Source organism: Streptomyces sp. NPDC002403 (assembly GCF_053593015.1).
This window is the reverse complement of sequence record NZ_JBSFBQ010000023.1, coordinates 29,112-44,674: the sequence shown is the minus strand read 5'-3', so window position 1 is coordinate 44,674 and position 15,563 is coordinate 29,112. Positions and strand designations below refer to the sequence as shown.

At 71.3% G+C, this 15,563-nt stretch carries 14 protein-coding genes; 5 read left to right on the top strand and 9 right to left on the bottom strand.

The genetic code is table 11. The features are described from left to right. Positions 1-323 precede the first annotated feature (323 nt). Positions 324-983 (top strand): bifunctional DNA primase/polymerase, encoded by a 660-nt coding sequence (locus ACWCPY_RS24010; protein ID WP_451268081.1) that lies wholly within the window; start codon positions 324-326, stop codon positions 981-983. A gap of 92 nt (positions 984-1,075) precedes the next feature. Here the strand turns inward: ACWCPY_RS24010 and ftsY are convergent, their stop codons facing one another. Beyond that, positions 1,076-2,287 (bottom strand): signal recognition particle-docking protein FtsY, encoded by a 1,212-nt coding sequence (gene ftsY / locus ACWCPY_RS24005; RefSeq protein ID WP_451268079.1) that lies wholly within the window; start codon positions 2,285-2,287, stop codon positions 1,076-1,078. A 109-nt stretch (positions 2,288-2,396) separates the two neighbouring features. Here ftsY and ACWCPY_RS24000 point away from each other — a divergent pair, with 109 nt between their 5' ends. Further along, complete coding sequence (locus ACWCPY_RS24000; RefSeq protein ID WP_451268077.1) at positions 2,397-3,812, top strand: purine-cytosine permease family protein; 1,416 nt, start codon at positions 2,397-2,399, stop codon at positions 3,810-3,812. Positions 3,813-3,869: 57 nt separating this feature from the next. Further along, positions 3,870-4,856 carry an LLM class flavin-dependent oxidoreductase gene (locus ACWCPY_RS23995; RefSeq protein WP_451268075.1) on the top strand — a complete coding sequence of 329 codons (987 nt, stop codon included), beginning with the start codon at positions 3,870-3,872 and terminating at the stop codon, positions 4,854-4,856. Here ACWCPY_RS23995 and ACWCPY_RS23990 read toward each other — a convergent pair. From ACWCPY_RS23990 to ACWCPY_RS23975, 4 genes are all read right to left on the bottom strand, one after another. Then, entirely contained in the window at positions 4,853-6,271 is a 1,419-nt protein-coding gene (locus ACWCPY_RS23990) for a sugar porter family MFS transporter (protein WP_451268073.1), read from the bottom strand. The two genes, ACWCPY_RS23995 and ACWCPY_RS23990, sit on opposite strands and share 4 nt — an antisense overlap. Positions 6,272-6,479: 208 nt before the next feature. After that, positions 6,480-10,073, bottom strand: coding sequence for a chromosome segregation protein SMC (smc, locus tag ACWCPY_RS23985; protein WP_451268071.1), 3,594 nt, complete (start codon positions 10,071-10,073; stop codon positions 6,480-6,482). Between the two features lie 335 nt (positions 10,074-10,408). Beyond that, positions 10,409-10,621: a hypothetical protein gene (locus ACWCPY_RS23980; RefSeq protein ID WP_018551753.1), complete on the bottom strand. Its 213-nt coding sequence runs from the start codon at positions 10,619-10,621 to the stop codon at positions 10,409-10,411. A gap of 440 nt (positions 10,622-11,061) precedes the next feature. Beyond that, positions 11,062-11,343 (bottom strand): acylphosphatase, encoded by a 282-nt coding sequence (locus ACWCPY_RS23975; protein ID WP_026242487.1) that lies wholly within the window; start codon positions 11,341-11,343, stop codon positions 11,062-11,064. 144 nt (positions 11,344-11,487) lie between these two features. Between ACWCPY_RS23975 and ACWCPY_RS23970 the strand changes: the two genes are divergently transcribed. Together ACWCPY_RS23970 and ACWCPY_RS23965 are read left to right on the top strand one after the other, a co-directional pair. Continuing rightward, the gene (locus ACWCPY_RS23970) at positions 11,488-12,411 is read left to right on the top strand and encodes a CAP domain-containing protein (RefSeq protein WP_451268069.1); all 924 of its coding nucleotides are present in this window, start codon (positions 11,488-11,490) and stop codon (positions 12,409-12,411) included. A gap of 76 nt (positions 12,412-12,487) precedes the next feature. Then, positions 12,488-12,880, top strand: a complete 393-nt coding sequence (locus ACWCPY_RS23965; RefSeq protein ID WP_451268067.1) for a winged helix-turn-helix transcriptional regulator — start codon at positions 12,488-12,490, stop codon at positions 12,878-12,880. Here ACWCPY_RS23965 and mutM read toward each other — a convergent pair. The 4 genes from mutM to ACWCPY_RS23945 all read right to left on the bottom strand — a co-directional run bounded on the left by mutM (position 12,877) and on the right by ACWCPY_RS23945 (position 15,525). Continuing rightward, on the bottom strand, positions 12,877-13,737 hold the full coding sequence (gene mutM / locus ACWCPY_RS23960; protein ID WP_451268065.1) for a bifunctional DNA-formamidopyrimidine glycosylase/DNA-(apurinic or apyrimidinic site) lyase: 861 nt from the start codon (positions 13,735-13,737) through the stop codon (positions 12,877-12,879). The two genes, ACWCPY_RS23965 and mutM, sit on opposite strands and share 4 nt — an antisense overlap. A gap of 93 nt (positions 13,738-13,830) precedes the next feature. Continuing rightward, complete coding sequence (gene rnc / locus ACWCPY_RS23955; RefSeq protein WP_329815080.1) at positions 13,831-14,655, bottom strand: ribonuclease III; 825 nt, start codon at positions 14,653-14,655, stop codon at positions 13,831-13,833. 19 nt (positions 14,656-14,674) lie between these two features. Next, complete coding sequence (gene rpmF, locus ACWCPY_RS23950) at positions 14,675-14,848, bottom strand: 50S ribosomal protein L32 (RefSeq protein ID WP_003965982.1); 174 nt, start codon at positions 14,846-14,848, stop codon at positions 14,675-14,677. 2 nt (positions 14,849-14,850) lie between these two features. Beyond that, a complete protein-coding gene (locus tag ACWCPY_RS23945) occupies positions 14,851-15,525 on the bottom strand; it encodes a YceD family protein (RefSeq protein ID WP_072487254.1) in 675 nt (224 codons plus the stop codon). Between the last annotated feature and the right edge of the window lie 38 nt (positions 15,526-15,563).

Sequence of the window (15,563 nt, the reverse complement as noted above, 5' to 3'; positions counted from 1 at the left end):
TCGGGTTGCCTCCGGCATACCCACGGGCGCACATACTTCCATGGTTCGTGTACCGACGGTAATCCTACGATCACCACCCGGGCGAGGGCGATTGCAGAAACGCCACCATTCGCCACCCCTTCGAATGAACGCCACCTCTGTCGGGCGCGATTCACTTGACACACGGAGATCAGCAGGGGGCGCAGCGATGCGAAACGGGGTGCGCGAACAATGGCGCACGACCCCGATTGTCACCGGCGCACTCCGGATCGCCTGCGACGACGGAGCGTCACGACTCAAGCCCTCGTCGTAACCACCGGCACGTCGGACCCGTTGGAGGGGGCATGGGCTTCACGATCGGCGGCATCCGCGAGATGCGCACCGGCTCACGGCGCCGCGGCCGTGCGGCCGAGTGCACGGCAGTGGCCGAGTACACGGGACTGTGGGGCTGGGCCGTCGCGCCGGGGGCGCGGGCCGCGGCCGGCCGCTGCTCGTGCGGCCGGGCGGACTGCCCCTCCCCCGGCGCCCATCCGCTGGACTTCGCCCCCGAGGTCCCCGCGGGCGCCACGCTCGACACGGCGGCCGGCACATGGGCCCGGGTGCCGGGCGCCTCGATGCTGCTGCCGGTGGGCCGCACCTTCGACGTCCTCGATGTCCCCGAGGCGGCAGGGCGCCGGGCCCTGGTGCGGATGGAGCGGATGGGGCTGCCGCTCGGCCCGGTCGCGGTGACCCCGGCCGGGCGGGCGCAGTTCTTCGTCGCCCCGGGGGCCGCCGCCGAGCTCCCGCAACTGCTGTACCGGATGGGCTGGGACGACGCGGGGCTGGACCTGCGGGCACTGGGGCCCGGCTGCCACATCACCGCCCCGCCGTCCGACGAGGGCGGCCTGGGACCGGTCCGCTGGCTGCGTCCGCCGGTGCTGGACACGGCGGCCGCGCCGCCGGAGGCCCGGCTGCTGCTCGGCACGCTGGCGTACAGCTGCCACCGCGCACCGCTGTGCGGCTGAGCGCGCCGACGCCCGAGCCCGTCCCGTAACGCCGAAGAGCCCGACCGCTGCTTGCGTCATGCGGTCGGGCTCCTCAGGTGCGGCGCGGAGTGTCAGTCGCCGATCAGGGCGTCCACGAACGCCTCCGGCTCGAAGGGGGCCAGGTCGTCCGGGCCCTCGCCGAGTCCGACCAGCTTCACCGGCACGCCCAGTTCACGCTGGACGGCGACGACGATGCCGCCCTTGGCGGTGCCGTCCAGCTTGGTGAGCACGATGCCGGTGATGTCCACGACCTCGGCGAACACCCGGGCCTGCACCAGACCGTTCTGCCCGGTCGTGGCGTCGAGGACCAGCAGGACCTCGTCGAGTGGTCCGTGCTTCTCGACGACCCGCTTGACCTTGCCGAGCTCGTCCATCAGCCCGGTCTTGGTGTGCAGCCGTCCGGCGGTGTCGATGAGGACCACGTCGGCGCCCTCGGCGATGCCTTCCTTCACCGCGTCGAAGGCGATCGACGCGGGGTCGCCGCCCTCGGGGCCGCGCACGGTGCGGGCACCGACCCGCTCGCCCCAGGTCTGGAGCTGGTCGGCGGCGGCCGCCCGGAAGGTGTCGGCCGCGCCGAGCACGACGCTGCGGCCGTCGGCGACGAGCACCCGGGCCAGCTTGCCGGTGGTGGTGGTCTTTCCGGTGCCGTTGACGCCGACGACCATCACGACGCCGGGGGTGTCGAGGCCGCTCTCCGTCTTGACCGCGCGGTCGAAGTCGGTGCCGAGCAGGGTGAGGAGCTCCTCGCGCAGCAGCGCGCGCAGCCCTTCGGGGGTACGGGTGCCGAGCACGCGGACGCGCTCGCGGAGCCGCTCCACCAGTTCCTGGGTGGGCGCGACGCCGACATCGGCGGTGAGGAGGGTGTCCTCGATCTCCTCCCAGGTGTCCTCGTCGAGGTTGTCACGGGACAGGAGGGTGAGCAGCCCCTTGCCGAGGGAGTTCTGCGAGCGGGCGAGCCGGGCGCGCAGCCGCACCAGACGGCCGGCGGTGGGCTCGGGCACCTCCAGGGCGGGGGCGGCGGCCTCCTCCGGCTCGACGGCCTCGGGGGCCTCCTCGGCGGGAGCCTCGGCCTCGGGCGGGCCGGCCTCCTCGATGGTGCGGCGCGGTTCCTCGCGCGGCGTCTCGGCTTCCTCGCCGACATGGGGCTCGGCGGGAGGAGTGATGGTCGGCGTGCTCGACGGTGCCGGGGGCAGCTGCTTCTTCTTGCGGCTGCTGACCACGAGCCCGCTGATCACGCCGACCGCGACCAGGGCGATGACTACAGCAAGGATGACGAATTCCATAACCCACCCAGTATCAGTCACGTCCGCCCGGGGGGACCGCCCCGAAGGATCCCCCGAACATCCCCATGAGCGTTATGCACCCTTTGGGGGTAAAGGTACGATCCTGCCCGTGGAGACTCGCGGCCTGGAGCCCGTCCCCGACAACGAGCGCACCGGCCGGGTCCGGACCCTCTTCCCCACCTGGGTCGGTGCGAACCTGACCGTGCTCCTCCTCACCATCGGCGCCGGGCTCGTCGTCTTCAACGGGCTGAATCTCTGGCAGGTGCTGGCGGTCGCGGTCCTCGCCTCGGTCATCGGATTCGGGCTGGTCGGACTGGTCTCGATCGCGGGCAGCCGGGGCGGGGCACCCGGTATGGCACTCTCCCGGGCCGTCTTCGGACAGCGCGGCAATCTGCTGCCGGGCGCGCTGACCTGGGTCGCCCGCTGGGGCTGGGAGACCGTGAACGCGGTCACCGGCACCTACGCGGTGCTCGCCGTGCTGAATCTGCTCTTCGGCGTCACGGCCGGCCTCCGCCCGACCCTGGTGACCCTGCTCGCCTTCGTGGGATGCAGCTGGCTGCTGTCGGGGCTGGGCGCGGGGGCACTGCGGGTGTGCGGCACCTGGTCGGCGTACCTCTTCGGCGGTGTCAGCGTGCTGGTGCTGGTCCATCTGATCGGGGCGACCGACTGGCGGTCCGTGCTGAGCAGGCCCGCCGGACCTCCGGCGCTGATGATCGCCGGGGTGGGTACGCTCGCGGCGGGCGGCATCAGCTGGGCCCCGTCGGGCCCCGACTTCGCCCGCTATCTGCCGCGCGACGCGTCCGGCCGGGCGATGGCCGGGGCGATCGTGGGCGGCGCCGGGGTCGCGTACGTACCGATGGTGCTGATGGGGGCCGTGATGGCGGTCGCCGAACCGGGTCTGGCCGTCACCCGCGACCCGGTCGCGTTCATCGGCCCCCTGCTGCCCGACTGGCTCCTGGTGCCGTATCTGCTGCTCGTCGTGGCCGGCATGGTGCTGATCAACGCGATGTCGATGTACTCGGCCGGCTTTACCGCGCAGACGCTGGGATTCTCGATCCCCCGCACCTGGGCGGTCGGCGTGAATGCCGTCATCAGCCTGTTCCTGGCGGCGTCGCTGATGCTCACGGCCACGGGTTTCCTGGATTCCTTCATCTCCTTCCTGACCCTTCTCGCCGTGACGTTCTCCGCCTGGATCGGGGTCTTCGCGGTGGATCTGCTGCGCGGCCGCACCTACGATCCGGCGGCGCTCCTGGACACCACACCGGCCAGTGCCTACTGGTACACGGGGGGCTTCGCCGTGCCGGCCGTGGCCGCGTGGGCCGCGGGCCTGGCGACGGGTCTGCTCTTCACCGGGGTGCGGTGGTTCGCCGGGCCGCTCGCCACCACCTGGACCGGGCGCCACGGGCTGGGCTGGGCGGCCACGATCGCGGTCTCCGCCACCCTGTACGCGGTCCTGCCACGTCCCGCCGGACGGGCCCGGGGCGACGGCGGCCAGCCCGGCGCGGACGCACCCCTACACTTCTGACGCCGCGTCAGCTAATGTCCCGCCCGCCGAGTCCGCCCGACGAAGGGGACAAGTCTCATGGCCTTCACAGTGGTCCGGTTCAACCTCGTCGATCCCGACGCCACCCCCGAGCCGCTCTCGGCCCGCTACCGTGCCGCGCTGGAGATGGCCGCGTACGCCGACGGGCACGGCATCGACACCGTGCAGACCGAGGAGCACCACGGCGCCGCCAACTCCTGGCTGCCCTCCCCCTTCGTCTTCGCCGGCTCGGTCTTCGGCGCCACCCGCCGGATCGCGGTCACCGTCTCGGCGATCATCGGCCCGCTGCACGACCCGCTGCGGCTGGCCGAGGACATCGCGGTCCTGGACCTGCTGAGCGCGGGCCGGCTGGTGACGGTGGCGGGGATCGGCTACCGGCCCGAGGAGTACGAGCAGGCGGGCGTCGAGTGGGGCCGGCGCGGCAGGCTCCAGGACGAGCTCCTGGAGACGCTGCTGCAGGCGTGGACCGGCGAGCCGTTCCCGTACCGGGGCCGTACGGTGCGCATCACGCCGCGCCCGTACACCCGGCCCCACCCGCTGCTGCTGGTGGGCGGCAGTTCGCGGGCGGCGGCGCGGCGGGCGGCCCGGTTCGGGCTGCCGTTCTTCCCGAGCGCGCATCTGCCGGAGCTGGAGGCGTACTACCAGGAGCGGCGTGCCGAGTTCGGGACGGACGGCTTCTGCATGATGCCCGCGGCCGAGACACCGCTGCTGCACGTGTCGCAGGACCCGGACCGCACCTGGGCGGAGTACGGCGAGTACTTCCTGCACGAGGCGCGCACCTACGCGTCCTGGCAGTCCAAGGACATCCGCTCCGCGGTGCGTTCGGCGGCGACGACGGTGCCGGAACTGCGGGCCGAGGGGGTCTACCGGGTCGTCACCCCCGAGGAGTGCGCGGCGGCGGCCTCGGAGCTGGACAGCCTGGTGCTGCATCCGCTGTGCGGCGGGATGCCGGTCGAGGAGGGGTGGCGCAGTCTGCGGCTGTTCTGCGAGGCGGTCGCACCGGATGCGCCCCCGGGCGGGCCCTAACCCATCTCCTCCAGCGCCTTGCCCTTGGTCTCCTTCACGAACTTGAGCACGAAGGGGATCGAGAGCGTGGCGAAGCACGCGTAGATGATGTACGTGCCCGACAGGTTCCAGTCGGACAGGCTCGGGAAGCTCGCGGTGATCGCCCAGTTGGCGAGCCACTGCGCGGACGCGGCGACGCCGAGCGCGGCGGCGCGGATCTTGTTGGGGAACATCTCACCGAGGAAGACCCAGACGACGACACCCCACGACAGCGCGAAGAAGAGCACGAACACATGGGCCGCGACGAGCGCCACGACGCCCTGGGCGCTGGGGAGTTTGCCGTCCACCAGATCGGCGGAGAAGGCCCAGGCCTCGAAGGCGAGGGCGATGGCCATACCGGTGGAGCCCGCCAGGGCGAGCGGCTTGCGGCCCACCCGGTCCACCAGGACCATCGCGATGACGGTGCCGATGATGTTGATGATGGACGTGGTGAACGACCAGAAGAACGAGGCGGTCGGGTCGATGCCGACGGACTGCCAGAGCGTCGCCGAGTAGTAGAACGCCACGTTGATGCCGACGAGTTGCTGGAAGACGGACAGCCCGATACCGACCCAGACGATCGGCAGGAAACCGACGCGGCCGCCGAGCAGGTCCGTGAACCTGGACTTGTGCTCGCGGTGCATCGCGGTCTCGATCTCGGTCACCCGGGCATCGAGGTCGACGCTTCTGCCCTCGACCTCCTCCAGGATCTTCCGCGCCCGGTCCTTCTTGCCGACCGAGATCAGGAACCGCGGCGACTCGGGGATGGCGAAGGACAGGAGCCCGTAGAGGACGGCGGGGACGACCATCACGCCGAGCATCCACTGCCAGGCTTCGAGGCCGCCGACCTTTCCGCGCTGGTCGCCGTCGGCGAGCTGCAGGATGCCGTAGTTGACCAGCTGGGAGATGGCGATGCCGACGACGATCGCCGCCTGCTGGAAGGAGCCGAGCCGGCCGCGGTAGGCGGGCGGCGAGACCTCCGCGATGTACGCCGGGCCGATCACCGAGGCCATGCCGATGGCGAAGCCGCCGATGATGCGCCACATCGCCAGGTCCCAGAGCGCGAACGGGAGCGCGGAGCCGACGGCGCTGATGGTGAAGAGCACGGAGGCGATCTGCATGCAGCGGATACGGCCGATGCGGTCGGCGATGCGCCCCGCGGTGGCCGCGCCGATGGCACAGCCGATCAGGGCGATGGCGATCACCTGGGCGAGCGTTCCCGAGCCGATGTCGTAGCGGCTGCGGATCGCCTCAACGGCGCCGTTGATGACGGAGCTGTCGTAGCCGAAAAGGAAGCCGCCCATGGCGGCGGCCGCGGTGATGAAGATGACATGGCCGAGGTGGTCCGGGTGCGCCGCTCGGGCTCCGGATGCCGGTCCCTGCGATGTGCTGGTCACATGAGCTCCTGATGCCTGGCCGCGTCGTCAGGTGTGGGGCGAACTCTTCCAAGTGGCGCATAACTTCCCCACGGCCACCACTTGAAGGTAAAACCGACGCCGAAGAGATCATTCACCCTTGTTCCGAAGCGGATATTCGAAACCATGTACAGACCTGTCGAGGGATATCCGGAGAGCGCGTCGAAGCCTTGCAAGTGGCGCAAAGGCTTCAGCGCAGGCGCTGGCTGATGACCTTCGAGACTCCGTCGCCCTGCATCGATACGCCGTAGAGCGCGTCGGCGACCTCCATCGTCCGCTTCTGATGTGTGATCACGATCAGCTGGGAGCTCTCCTGGAGCTCCTCCATGATCCGGATCAGCCGCTGCAGATTGGTGTCGTCGAGCGCCGCCTCGACCTCGTCCATCACATAGAAGGGGCTCGGCCGGGCCTTGAAGATGGAGACCAGCAACGCCACCGCCGTGAGCGAGCGTTCGCCGCCGGACAGCAGCGAGAGCCGCTTGACCTTCTTGCCCGGCGGCCTCGCCTCCACGTCCACACCGGTCGCGAGCATGTTGTCCGGGTCGGTCAGGACGAGCCGGCCCTCGCCGCCCGGGAAGAGCCGCGAGAAGACGCCCTCGAACTCACGGGCCGTGTCCCGGTACGCCTCCGTGAACACCTGCTCGACCCGCTCGTCGACCTCCTTGATGACCTGTATCAGGTGGGCCCGGGTCTTCTTCAGGTCCTCCAGCTGCTCGGAGAGGAACTTGTGCCGCTCCTCCAGCGCCGAGAACTCCTCCAGGGCGAGCGGATTCACCTTCCCGAGTTGCTGATACGCCCGTTCGGCCGACTTCAGCCGCTTCTCCTGCTCGGCCCTGACGAACGGCTTCGGCCGGTTGCGCGGATGGTCCGGGTCCTGCGGCAGCTCCTCGCCCTCCGCGGCGGGCGACGGCGGTACGAGCTGGTCGGGGCCGTACTCGGCGGCCAGCCCGGCCGGCTCGACACCCAGCTCCTCCAGGGCCTTCGCCTCCAGCTGCTCTATCCGCAGCCGCTTCTCGGCACCGAGCACCTCGCCGCGGTGGACGGAGTCGGTGAGCTTGTCCAGCTCGCCCTTGAGCTCGCGGCCCCGGCCGCGCTCGGCCGCCAGCCCCCGCTCCCGCTCCGCCTTCGCCGCCTCGGCCGCCCCCCGCTCCCGCTCGGCCCGTACGACGGACACCTCGACGTGCGCGAGCAGCTGACGGGCCCCGGACGCGACGGCGGAGGCCACCGCCACCTCGTGGCGCAGCCGGGCCCGGCGCCGCTCGGCGCGGGCGCGGGCCTCCCGTTCGGCGCGGGCGCCCCGGTCGAGGGAGTCGGCCCGGCCCGCCAGCGCCTTGACCCGCTCCTCGTGGGTACGCGCCTGGAGCCGGGCCTCCATCTCGGTCTGGCGGGCGTTGGCACCGTCGGCGGCGAGCCGGTCGCGCACGGAGGTGTCCGGCTCCTCCTCGACCGGCGTCTCCTCGGCGACCAGCAGCCGCTCGGCCAGCTCCTCGGCCTCCTCGGTCGCGCGTTCGAGGGCCTCCTGGGCGCGGGCGGCCGACGCCGCCATCCGCTCGGCCTCACCGGCCGCGCCACGGGCCTGCCCGGCCAGCCGCCCCAGCTGCTGGGACACCCCGGACTTCTCCCGCTCGGCCGCCCGGCGCCGCTCCCCCAGCTCCTCGACCAGCCCGGCCGCGGCCCGGCGCCGCTCCCCCGCGAGCCGTTGCTCCTCGGTCAACCCGGCGCACCGCACGGCCAGTTCCTCCAACTGGGCGGCGGCCTCGTCGACGGAGGCCTGCACTTCGAGGAGGCTCGGCGCCCCGGCGGAACCGCCGTGCGCGAAGTGGGCCGAGAGGATGTCCCCCTCGGCGGTCACGGCCGTCAGCTCCGGGTGTACGGCGACGAGGTCCTCGGCGTCCTCCAGCGTGCCGACGACCACCATGTCCCGCACCAGCCTGCGTACGGCGTCCATCAGTTCGACGGGCCCGCGGACGAGATCGGCCACGGCGCGCGGCCCCCCGGCACCGGCACCGCCAACGGCATCATCGGCCCCCTCCTGCCCGGGGACCTCGGCACGCCGCACCGCGCCCAGCAGCAGCGCCGCCCGCCCCGCGTCCTGCTTGCGCAGCAGCCGGATCGCCTCCGCCGCCGTGGCCGGGTCCGTCACCGCGACCGCGTCCGCCGCCGCGCCCAGTGCCGCCGCCACCGCCACCTCGTGCCCGGGCGCCACCGTCAGGAGTTCCGCGGCCGGGCCGACCAGGCCGGACAGCCGGTCCCCCGCCCCCAGCAGCGCGCCCGTGCCGTCCTTGCGGCGCAGACCGAGGGCCAGCGCCTCGTGGCGGGCCGCGACCGCCGCCCGCTTCCGTTCCGCGGCGGTGGCCGCCTCCCGGGCCGCGGAGAGCGCCGCCTCCGCCTCCGCGAGCTCCGCCCTGGCGGCCTCGTGCCGCTCGCCGAGCTCCTGATCCCCGGCATCCAGACCCTCGACCTCGGCCTTGAGCTGCTCGTACTCCTCCTGGGCGGCGACCGCCCGCTCCCGCGCCTCGTCCCGGGAAGCGGCCAGCCGGTCGATCTCGGCCTGCGCCGAACCGGCCCGGCTGCGGGCCGCGTTGACCTGCCCGCTGAGCCGGGCGAGCCCTTCGCGGCGGTCCGCGATGGCGCGGGCGGCATCCTTGAGCCTGCGTTCCTCGGCCGCCAACTCCCTTTCCAGGTCGCTGCGGTGGGCGGCGGTGTCCTCCAGGGCGTGCTCCGCGGCCGTCAGCGCGGCGGCCAGCTCCGCCTCCTGCTCACGGATCCGGGCCGCCTCCCGCTCCATGCTTTCGGGGTCCCGGAATCCCGTGCCGCGCCGCTCCTCCTCCGGAGCGGCGGAGGCGCTCTTCACCCGGGCGTCGGCCAGCGAGATCGTGCCGCGCACCCGCTCGGCCAGCTGGGACAGCTCGTACCAGGTCTGCTGGGCCCGCTGGAGCCGCGGTGCCAGCCGCCGTACCACGTCCTCCAGCTCCGTCTCGCGGGCCAGGGCCGCCTTGAGTTCCGCCTCCGCGGCCTCCCGGCGCCGCTTGAGCGCCGCTTCGTCGGCGATCTCGCTGCGCAGCGCCGTGCGCAGCCGCACCAGGTCGTCGGCGAGCAGCCGCAGCCTGGCGTCGCGCAGATCGGCCTGGATCACGGCGGCCCGGCGCGCCACGGCCGCCTGCCGGCCGAGCGGCTTCAGCTGCCGCCGCAGCTCGTCGGTGAGGTCCTGGACGCGGGCGAGGTTGGCCCCCATCGCGTCCAGCTTCCGCAGCGCCTTCTCCTTCCGCTTGCGGTGCTTGAGCACGCCGGCGGCTTCCTCGATGAACGCGCGCCGGCCCATCGGATCGGCATGGAGGACGGAGTCCAGCTGGCCCTGACCGACGATGACATGCATCTCGCGGCCGATGCCGGAGTCCGAGAGGAGTTCCTGGATGTCCAGGAGCCGGCAGGTGTCGCCATTGATCTGGTACTCGCTGCCGCCATTGCGGAACATGATCCGAGTGATCGTCACTTCGGCGTACTCGATGGGCAGTGCGCCGTCGGAATTGTCGATGGTCAGCGATACTTCGGCCCGTCCGAGCGGGGGCCTGCCGGTGGTGCCGGCGAAGATCACGTCTTCCATCTTGCCGCCGCGCAGGGATTTGGCGCCCTGTTCCCCCATGACCCAGGAGAGCGCATCCACCACATTGGACTTGCCTGACCCATTGGGGCCGACGACACAGGTGATGCCGGGTTCGAACCGCAGCGTCGTGGCGGAGGCGAACGATTTGAAACCACGCAGGGTCAGGGCCTTGAGGTGCACGCCGCCGGACTCTACCTTTCGCTCTCGGTTTCACTGATGAAGGTGCAGGGCACATCAGACGTTAAGGGAAGGGGTGCACGCCGGGGGCGGCTGCCGCACAGGTCCGGGCGGAAATGGACCGGAGGGGAAAAGAAAGAAGGGACGCCGAAGCGCCCCTTGTAAATCTTGTGCGGTGTTACGTGCGGTGGTGCTGGTGCAACTGGGCATGACGGATCAAGGACATGTCACGAAGGTGACAGATCAAGAGCAGTGATCTTCAATGATCCGGCGACGATCCGGGTGATGAACTCGGACGGCTGACGCGTACGGCCCGACCGGCCCCTGGGGGCCCTCGGTCAGGTCAGCGCCGGCTCCGCCTGAGGTACGTCGATGTCGATGCTGTCGAGCAGCGACTCTTGGTGCTGGGCGGCGGCATTCAGCGCGTCGTTCTCGTCCTGGATCCGTACGAGCTCGGATTCGAGGTCCTGGACGCGCTGCTGGAGCCGTCGCATCTCGGCGAGGAGTCGCGGGTCGGAACCGCCGACGTAACCGAGAAGCGCCTTTGCCATGATGGATGGTCCTCCACACTGAGTGACCGACCGATGCGGTGTGGGTCGTGAGGGATTCGCACCCGCGGTGCTCGGCAGTGCTCTGTCGTCACTGCTGTTCTGCTGCCAAACAGCTCTGCCAAACAGCTAAGGTGCGCGGGGATTTCAGCGTCTCACCAAAAACTTTGACGGTCAACACGATCACACCCTGTAGAGGCGGGCGGCCCGGGGGCGCGCGGCTTCGTCGATCATGCGGCGCGACTCTCCTGCGGGGCCCTGCGGGGCGTGGAGATCATCCTTACTGCCGCAGCCTGGCACGCCAACCGAATCTTGGCAACCACCCGGTCATTCCGCAGGTCATTTCATGTGTACGCGGATGAGCGCCCGGCCCGGCAACCCCCAGCAGCGCTTCGAACACGGTCCGAACACGGCCCGCTCCGCACCCCCGGACCGGGCCCGGCTCAGCGGATCGCGAAGCCCTCGTAACCGCCGCGCGGGGTGTCCCATATCTCAGTGACTCCGTCCACGCGTCCGGGTGTGTCGTCCGAGCGCAGCCAGTCCAGCAGGCGGTGGCAATTCTCACGTCGCCCCTCGGCGACGACCTGCACCCTGCCGTCGTCGAGGTTCAGGGCGAAACCGGTGAGACCACCGATCTCCAGGGCGTTCGCCCTGGTGAACCAGCGGAACCCCACTTGCTGCACTCGGCCGCGTACCCATGCGGTGAGTCGTACGTCTTCGTTCATGCCCGAACGCTAACCGGCCCATTGCTCTCGGAGCACGTCCCTCCCTTGGGGCATGGCGTACAGTCCCGACCCAATGAACTCACTCGAACGGGTGAGGCGTGTTGACGCCGGGTGCGGCGTCCAGACCTCCGAAGGGCTCAGCAGATGGGACGCCATCGACGCTCCGCCGCGGCTCCGGCCGCTGAGGACCACGCGGCGGAGGGCGCGGGCCGCGACCGGCGCGGGCACCGCGGGAAGCGCTCCGGGGCACCTGTCCGTACGGGACTGATCGGCGTCTCCGCGGCCCTTGCCGTGGGTGCCGTGGCGGTGGCCTCCGGCCTGGTGCCCGGTGGCGACGGCTACGGCCTGGGCGGCGGCGCCGACCGGGTGCGGTCCGAGGGCGCCCCCGATCCGCTGACCCAGGGCGGCGCGGGCACCGCCGCGGCCGACCGCTCCACCGCGTCCGCCGCGGCCGGCCGCGGCACCGGCCGGGCCGAGGGCCCGGCGAAGGCGGGGTCCCCCGCCGGATCCGCCGCGTCCCCTTCGAAGAAGTCCGGGCCGTCCGAGCGGGCGGAGCCGTCCTCGTCGGCGCCGTCGCAGTCCGCCGATGCCGGGAGCGGGAAGACCACCGCCCCCGCCGCAGAGCGGTCGTCGGCCGCGCCGAGGACCTCCGCGCCCGCCACCCGCAGTGCCGCGGCCCCGTCCCCGACCGCGGCCTCCGCCCAGTCCGCCGTACTGGCACTGGTCAACCAGGAGCGCGCCAAGGTCGGCTGCAGCCCGCTGACCGCCAGGGCCTCGCTCGCCTCGCTCGCCCAGGACTTCAGCGAGGACATGGCCGCCCGCGGCTTCTTCGACCACACCGACCCCGACGGCCGGACCCCCTGGGACCGCGCTTCGAAGGCCGGTGTGCGGGGCCTCGCCGCCGAGAACATAGCGCGCGGCCAGGCCGACGCACGGGCCGTGATGGATTCCTGGATGAACAGCGACGGCCACCGGGCGAACATTCTCAACTGCGACTACAAGACGCTCGGCGTCGGTGTCCACTACGGCTCCGGCGGCCCCTGGTGGACCCAGGACTTCGGCTTCTGATCCACACCCCGCACAGCGCTCACCCGGAGAAAGCGCGTTCCGGCGGTGAGCGCTGTGCGGGCGTACGCTGCCGGGTATGGACGAGAACACCCGTCTGGACGAACTCGCCTTCGATGTGTTCTCCAGACGGTGCCCCTCACGCGGCACGCTGGAGCATGTCACCGGACGCTGGGGCAGCCTGACGCCGGGCGCGCTGTACGAAGGCGGTTTCCGCTTCAACGAGTTCCGCCGCCGGGTCGACGGGGTGAGCGAGAAGATGCTCTCCCAGACACTCCACGCCCTGGAACGGGACGGCCTGGTCCTCCGCGAGGCACAGCCCACCAATCCACCGCGCGTCGACTACGAGCCGACGCCCCTGGGCCGGCAGGTGGCCGAGCGGCTGCTCGCGCTGATCCAGCTCGTCGAGGGCCGGATGCCCGAGGTGCTCCGGGCCCGCGAACACTACGACGGGACGCACCCCACGTCCTAGGCGGTCACGCGCGGCGGCCGCTGGCAGCGCGGGCAGAAGTAGCTGGAGCGGTTCATCCAGGGGCGGCGGCGCATCGGCGTACCGCAGCGGTGGCAGGGCTCGTCCTCGCGTCCGTAGGCGTCGAGCGAGCGGTCGAAGTAGCCGGACTCGCCGTTCACATTGACGTAGAGGCTGTCGAAGCTGGTGCCGCCCTGGTCGAGCGCCGCGCTCATCACGTCGCGGACGTGGCCGAGCAGTTCGGCCGACCTGGGGCGGGTGAGGGTCGCGGTCGGCCGGTCGTAGTGCAGTCTGCTGCGCCAGAGCGCCTCGTCCGCGTAGATGTTGCCGACGCCGCTGATCAGCGACTGGTCGAGCAGGGCCCGCTTGACGGTCGTACGGCGCAGGCGCAGGGCCGCGTGGAACGCGTCGTCGTCGAACGCCGGGTCCAGGGGGTCGCGGGCGATGTGCGCGATGGTGTCGGGCAGCCCGTCGGGGGTGTTCTCGTGGAGCGAGAGCCCGCCGAAGGTCCGCTGGTCGACGAAGCGCAGCTCGGTGCCCAGGGAGTCGTCGAAGCGGATCCGGATGCGCAGATGCTTCTCGTCGGGTGCGTCCTGCGGCTGCACGAGCAGCTGGCCGCTCATGCCGAGATGGCCCAGGAGCGAGCTGGCCGCGTCGTCCAGCGGCACCCAGAGGTACTTGCCCCGGCGCATCGCCGTACCGAAGCGGGCGCCGCCGAGCCGGGCCGCGAAGTCCACGCCACCGGCGAGATGGCGGCGGACGGCACGCGGGTGCAGGACCTGGACATCGCCGACCGTCCGGCCGGTGACCCAGCGTTCCAGACCACGTCGTACGACTTCGACCTCGGGCAGCTCGGGCACGGTGTCGCTCCTGAAGGGACGATCTGAGAAAAGGGTACGTTTTCGGGCAGGACGAACCCCCCGGCGCGCGGGGGCGCCGGGGGGTTCGAGGGGTCAGGCCGGAGTCGCGTCCGTGGACGGCGACGGGCCTGCAGGGGTGTCGGCGACCCCTCCATCGGCAGCGGCCTTCGCCGCCGCCGCCCGTTCCTCCGCGGCGGCGCTGATCTCGCGCCAGGCGGACTCCGCCGCCTGCTGCTCCGCTTCCTTCTTGCTACGACCGGTGCCGGTGCCGTACGAGACACCACCGACGCGAGCAGCAGCAGTAAAGGTCTTCTCGTGGTCCGGGCCGGTCTCCGTGACGATGTACTCGGGGACGCCGAGGCTCTCGCCGGCGGTGAGTTCCTGGAGGCTGGTCTTCCAGTCCAGGCCGGCACCGAGGTTCGAGGACCTGTCGATCAGCGGGTCGAAGAGCCGGTGGACCAGCTCCGAGGCCGCGCCGAGGCCCTGGTCGAGATAGACCGCGCCGATCACCGCTTCAAGGGTGTCGGCGAGGATGGACGCCTTGTCCCGGCCTCCCGTGCCCTCTTCACCCCGGCCGAGCCGGATGAAGGAGCCGAGTTCGAGGCCGCGGCCCACTTCCGCAAGCGCACGCGAGTTGACCACCGCGGCCCGCAACTTGGCCAGCTGGCCTTCGGGCAGGTCGGGGTGGGTGCGGTACAGCGTGTCCGTGACCACCAGGCCGAGCACCGAGTCCCCGAGGAATTCGAGCCGCTCGTTGGTGGGCAGACCGCCGTTCTCGTACGCGTACGAACGGTGGGTCAGCGCGCGCACCAGAAGGGCGGTCTCGAGTTGATACCCGAGCCGCCCTTCCAGAAGCGTGTGGGACGAGGCTGTGTTGACGTTGTCTGCCTTCTTCTTGGCGTTGGACAACTCAGACATCGGGCCTCTCACCAGCCGCTCAGACCTCGAGGACCTGGCGCTTGTTGTACGTGCCGCAGCTGGGGCACGCGATGTGCTGCAGCTTCGGCTCCTGGCAACGCTCGCACGAAACCAGGGTGGGGACCGCAGCCTTCCACTGCGACCGGCGGTGGCGCGTGTTGCTGCGCGACATCTTCCGCTTCGGAACAGCCACGGCTACTTCTCCTGCTTCTCGTCGACGCCCGCTTCGGCGCCGCCCATGTTGTCCTTCTCGCCGTCCTGAACGGTGTCGGCGAGTCCTTGCAATGCCGCCCAACGGATGTCGACGGCATCGTGGTGATGACCGGGGTTCTCGTCCAGCCTGATTCCGCATTCGGAACACAGACCGGCACAGGACTCCCGGCACACCGGCTGCATCGGCAGTGCGAGCACCACCGCATCACGCAGCACTGGTTCGAGGTCGAACAGGCCGTCCTCGATGAAGAGCCTGTCCTCGTCGTCCTCAACGTCGTCGGCCGGCTCCGCCTTGCTGCTGCGGCCCCGGTCATCGGCGTCAGGGTACGAGAACATCTCCTGGAAGTCCGCCGCAACCTCTAGGCGCAGCGGCTCCAGACACCTTACGCACTCCCCCTCGGCCGACGCACGGGCGGTGCCTGTGACAAGCACCCCTTCCATGACCGACTCGAGACGGAGGTCCAGCTCCACGGGTGCGCCTTCCGGCACACCGATGACCCCTTCGATGCCGAGGACAGCCGGCGGACCAGGTGCGTCCACCGTGCGGGAGAGCCGCTGGAGGGCACCGGGACGCCGGCCCAGCTCGTGCGTATCGAACACGAGGGGGTTTCGGTGGTCGAGGTGGCCGTTCAGGGCTTTTCCTGCTTTCGAAATCATGTGCAACGCACATCGCGGGGAGGGCCGACCGGATTCGG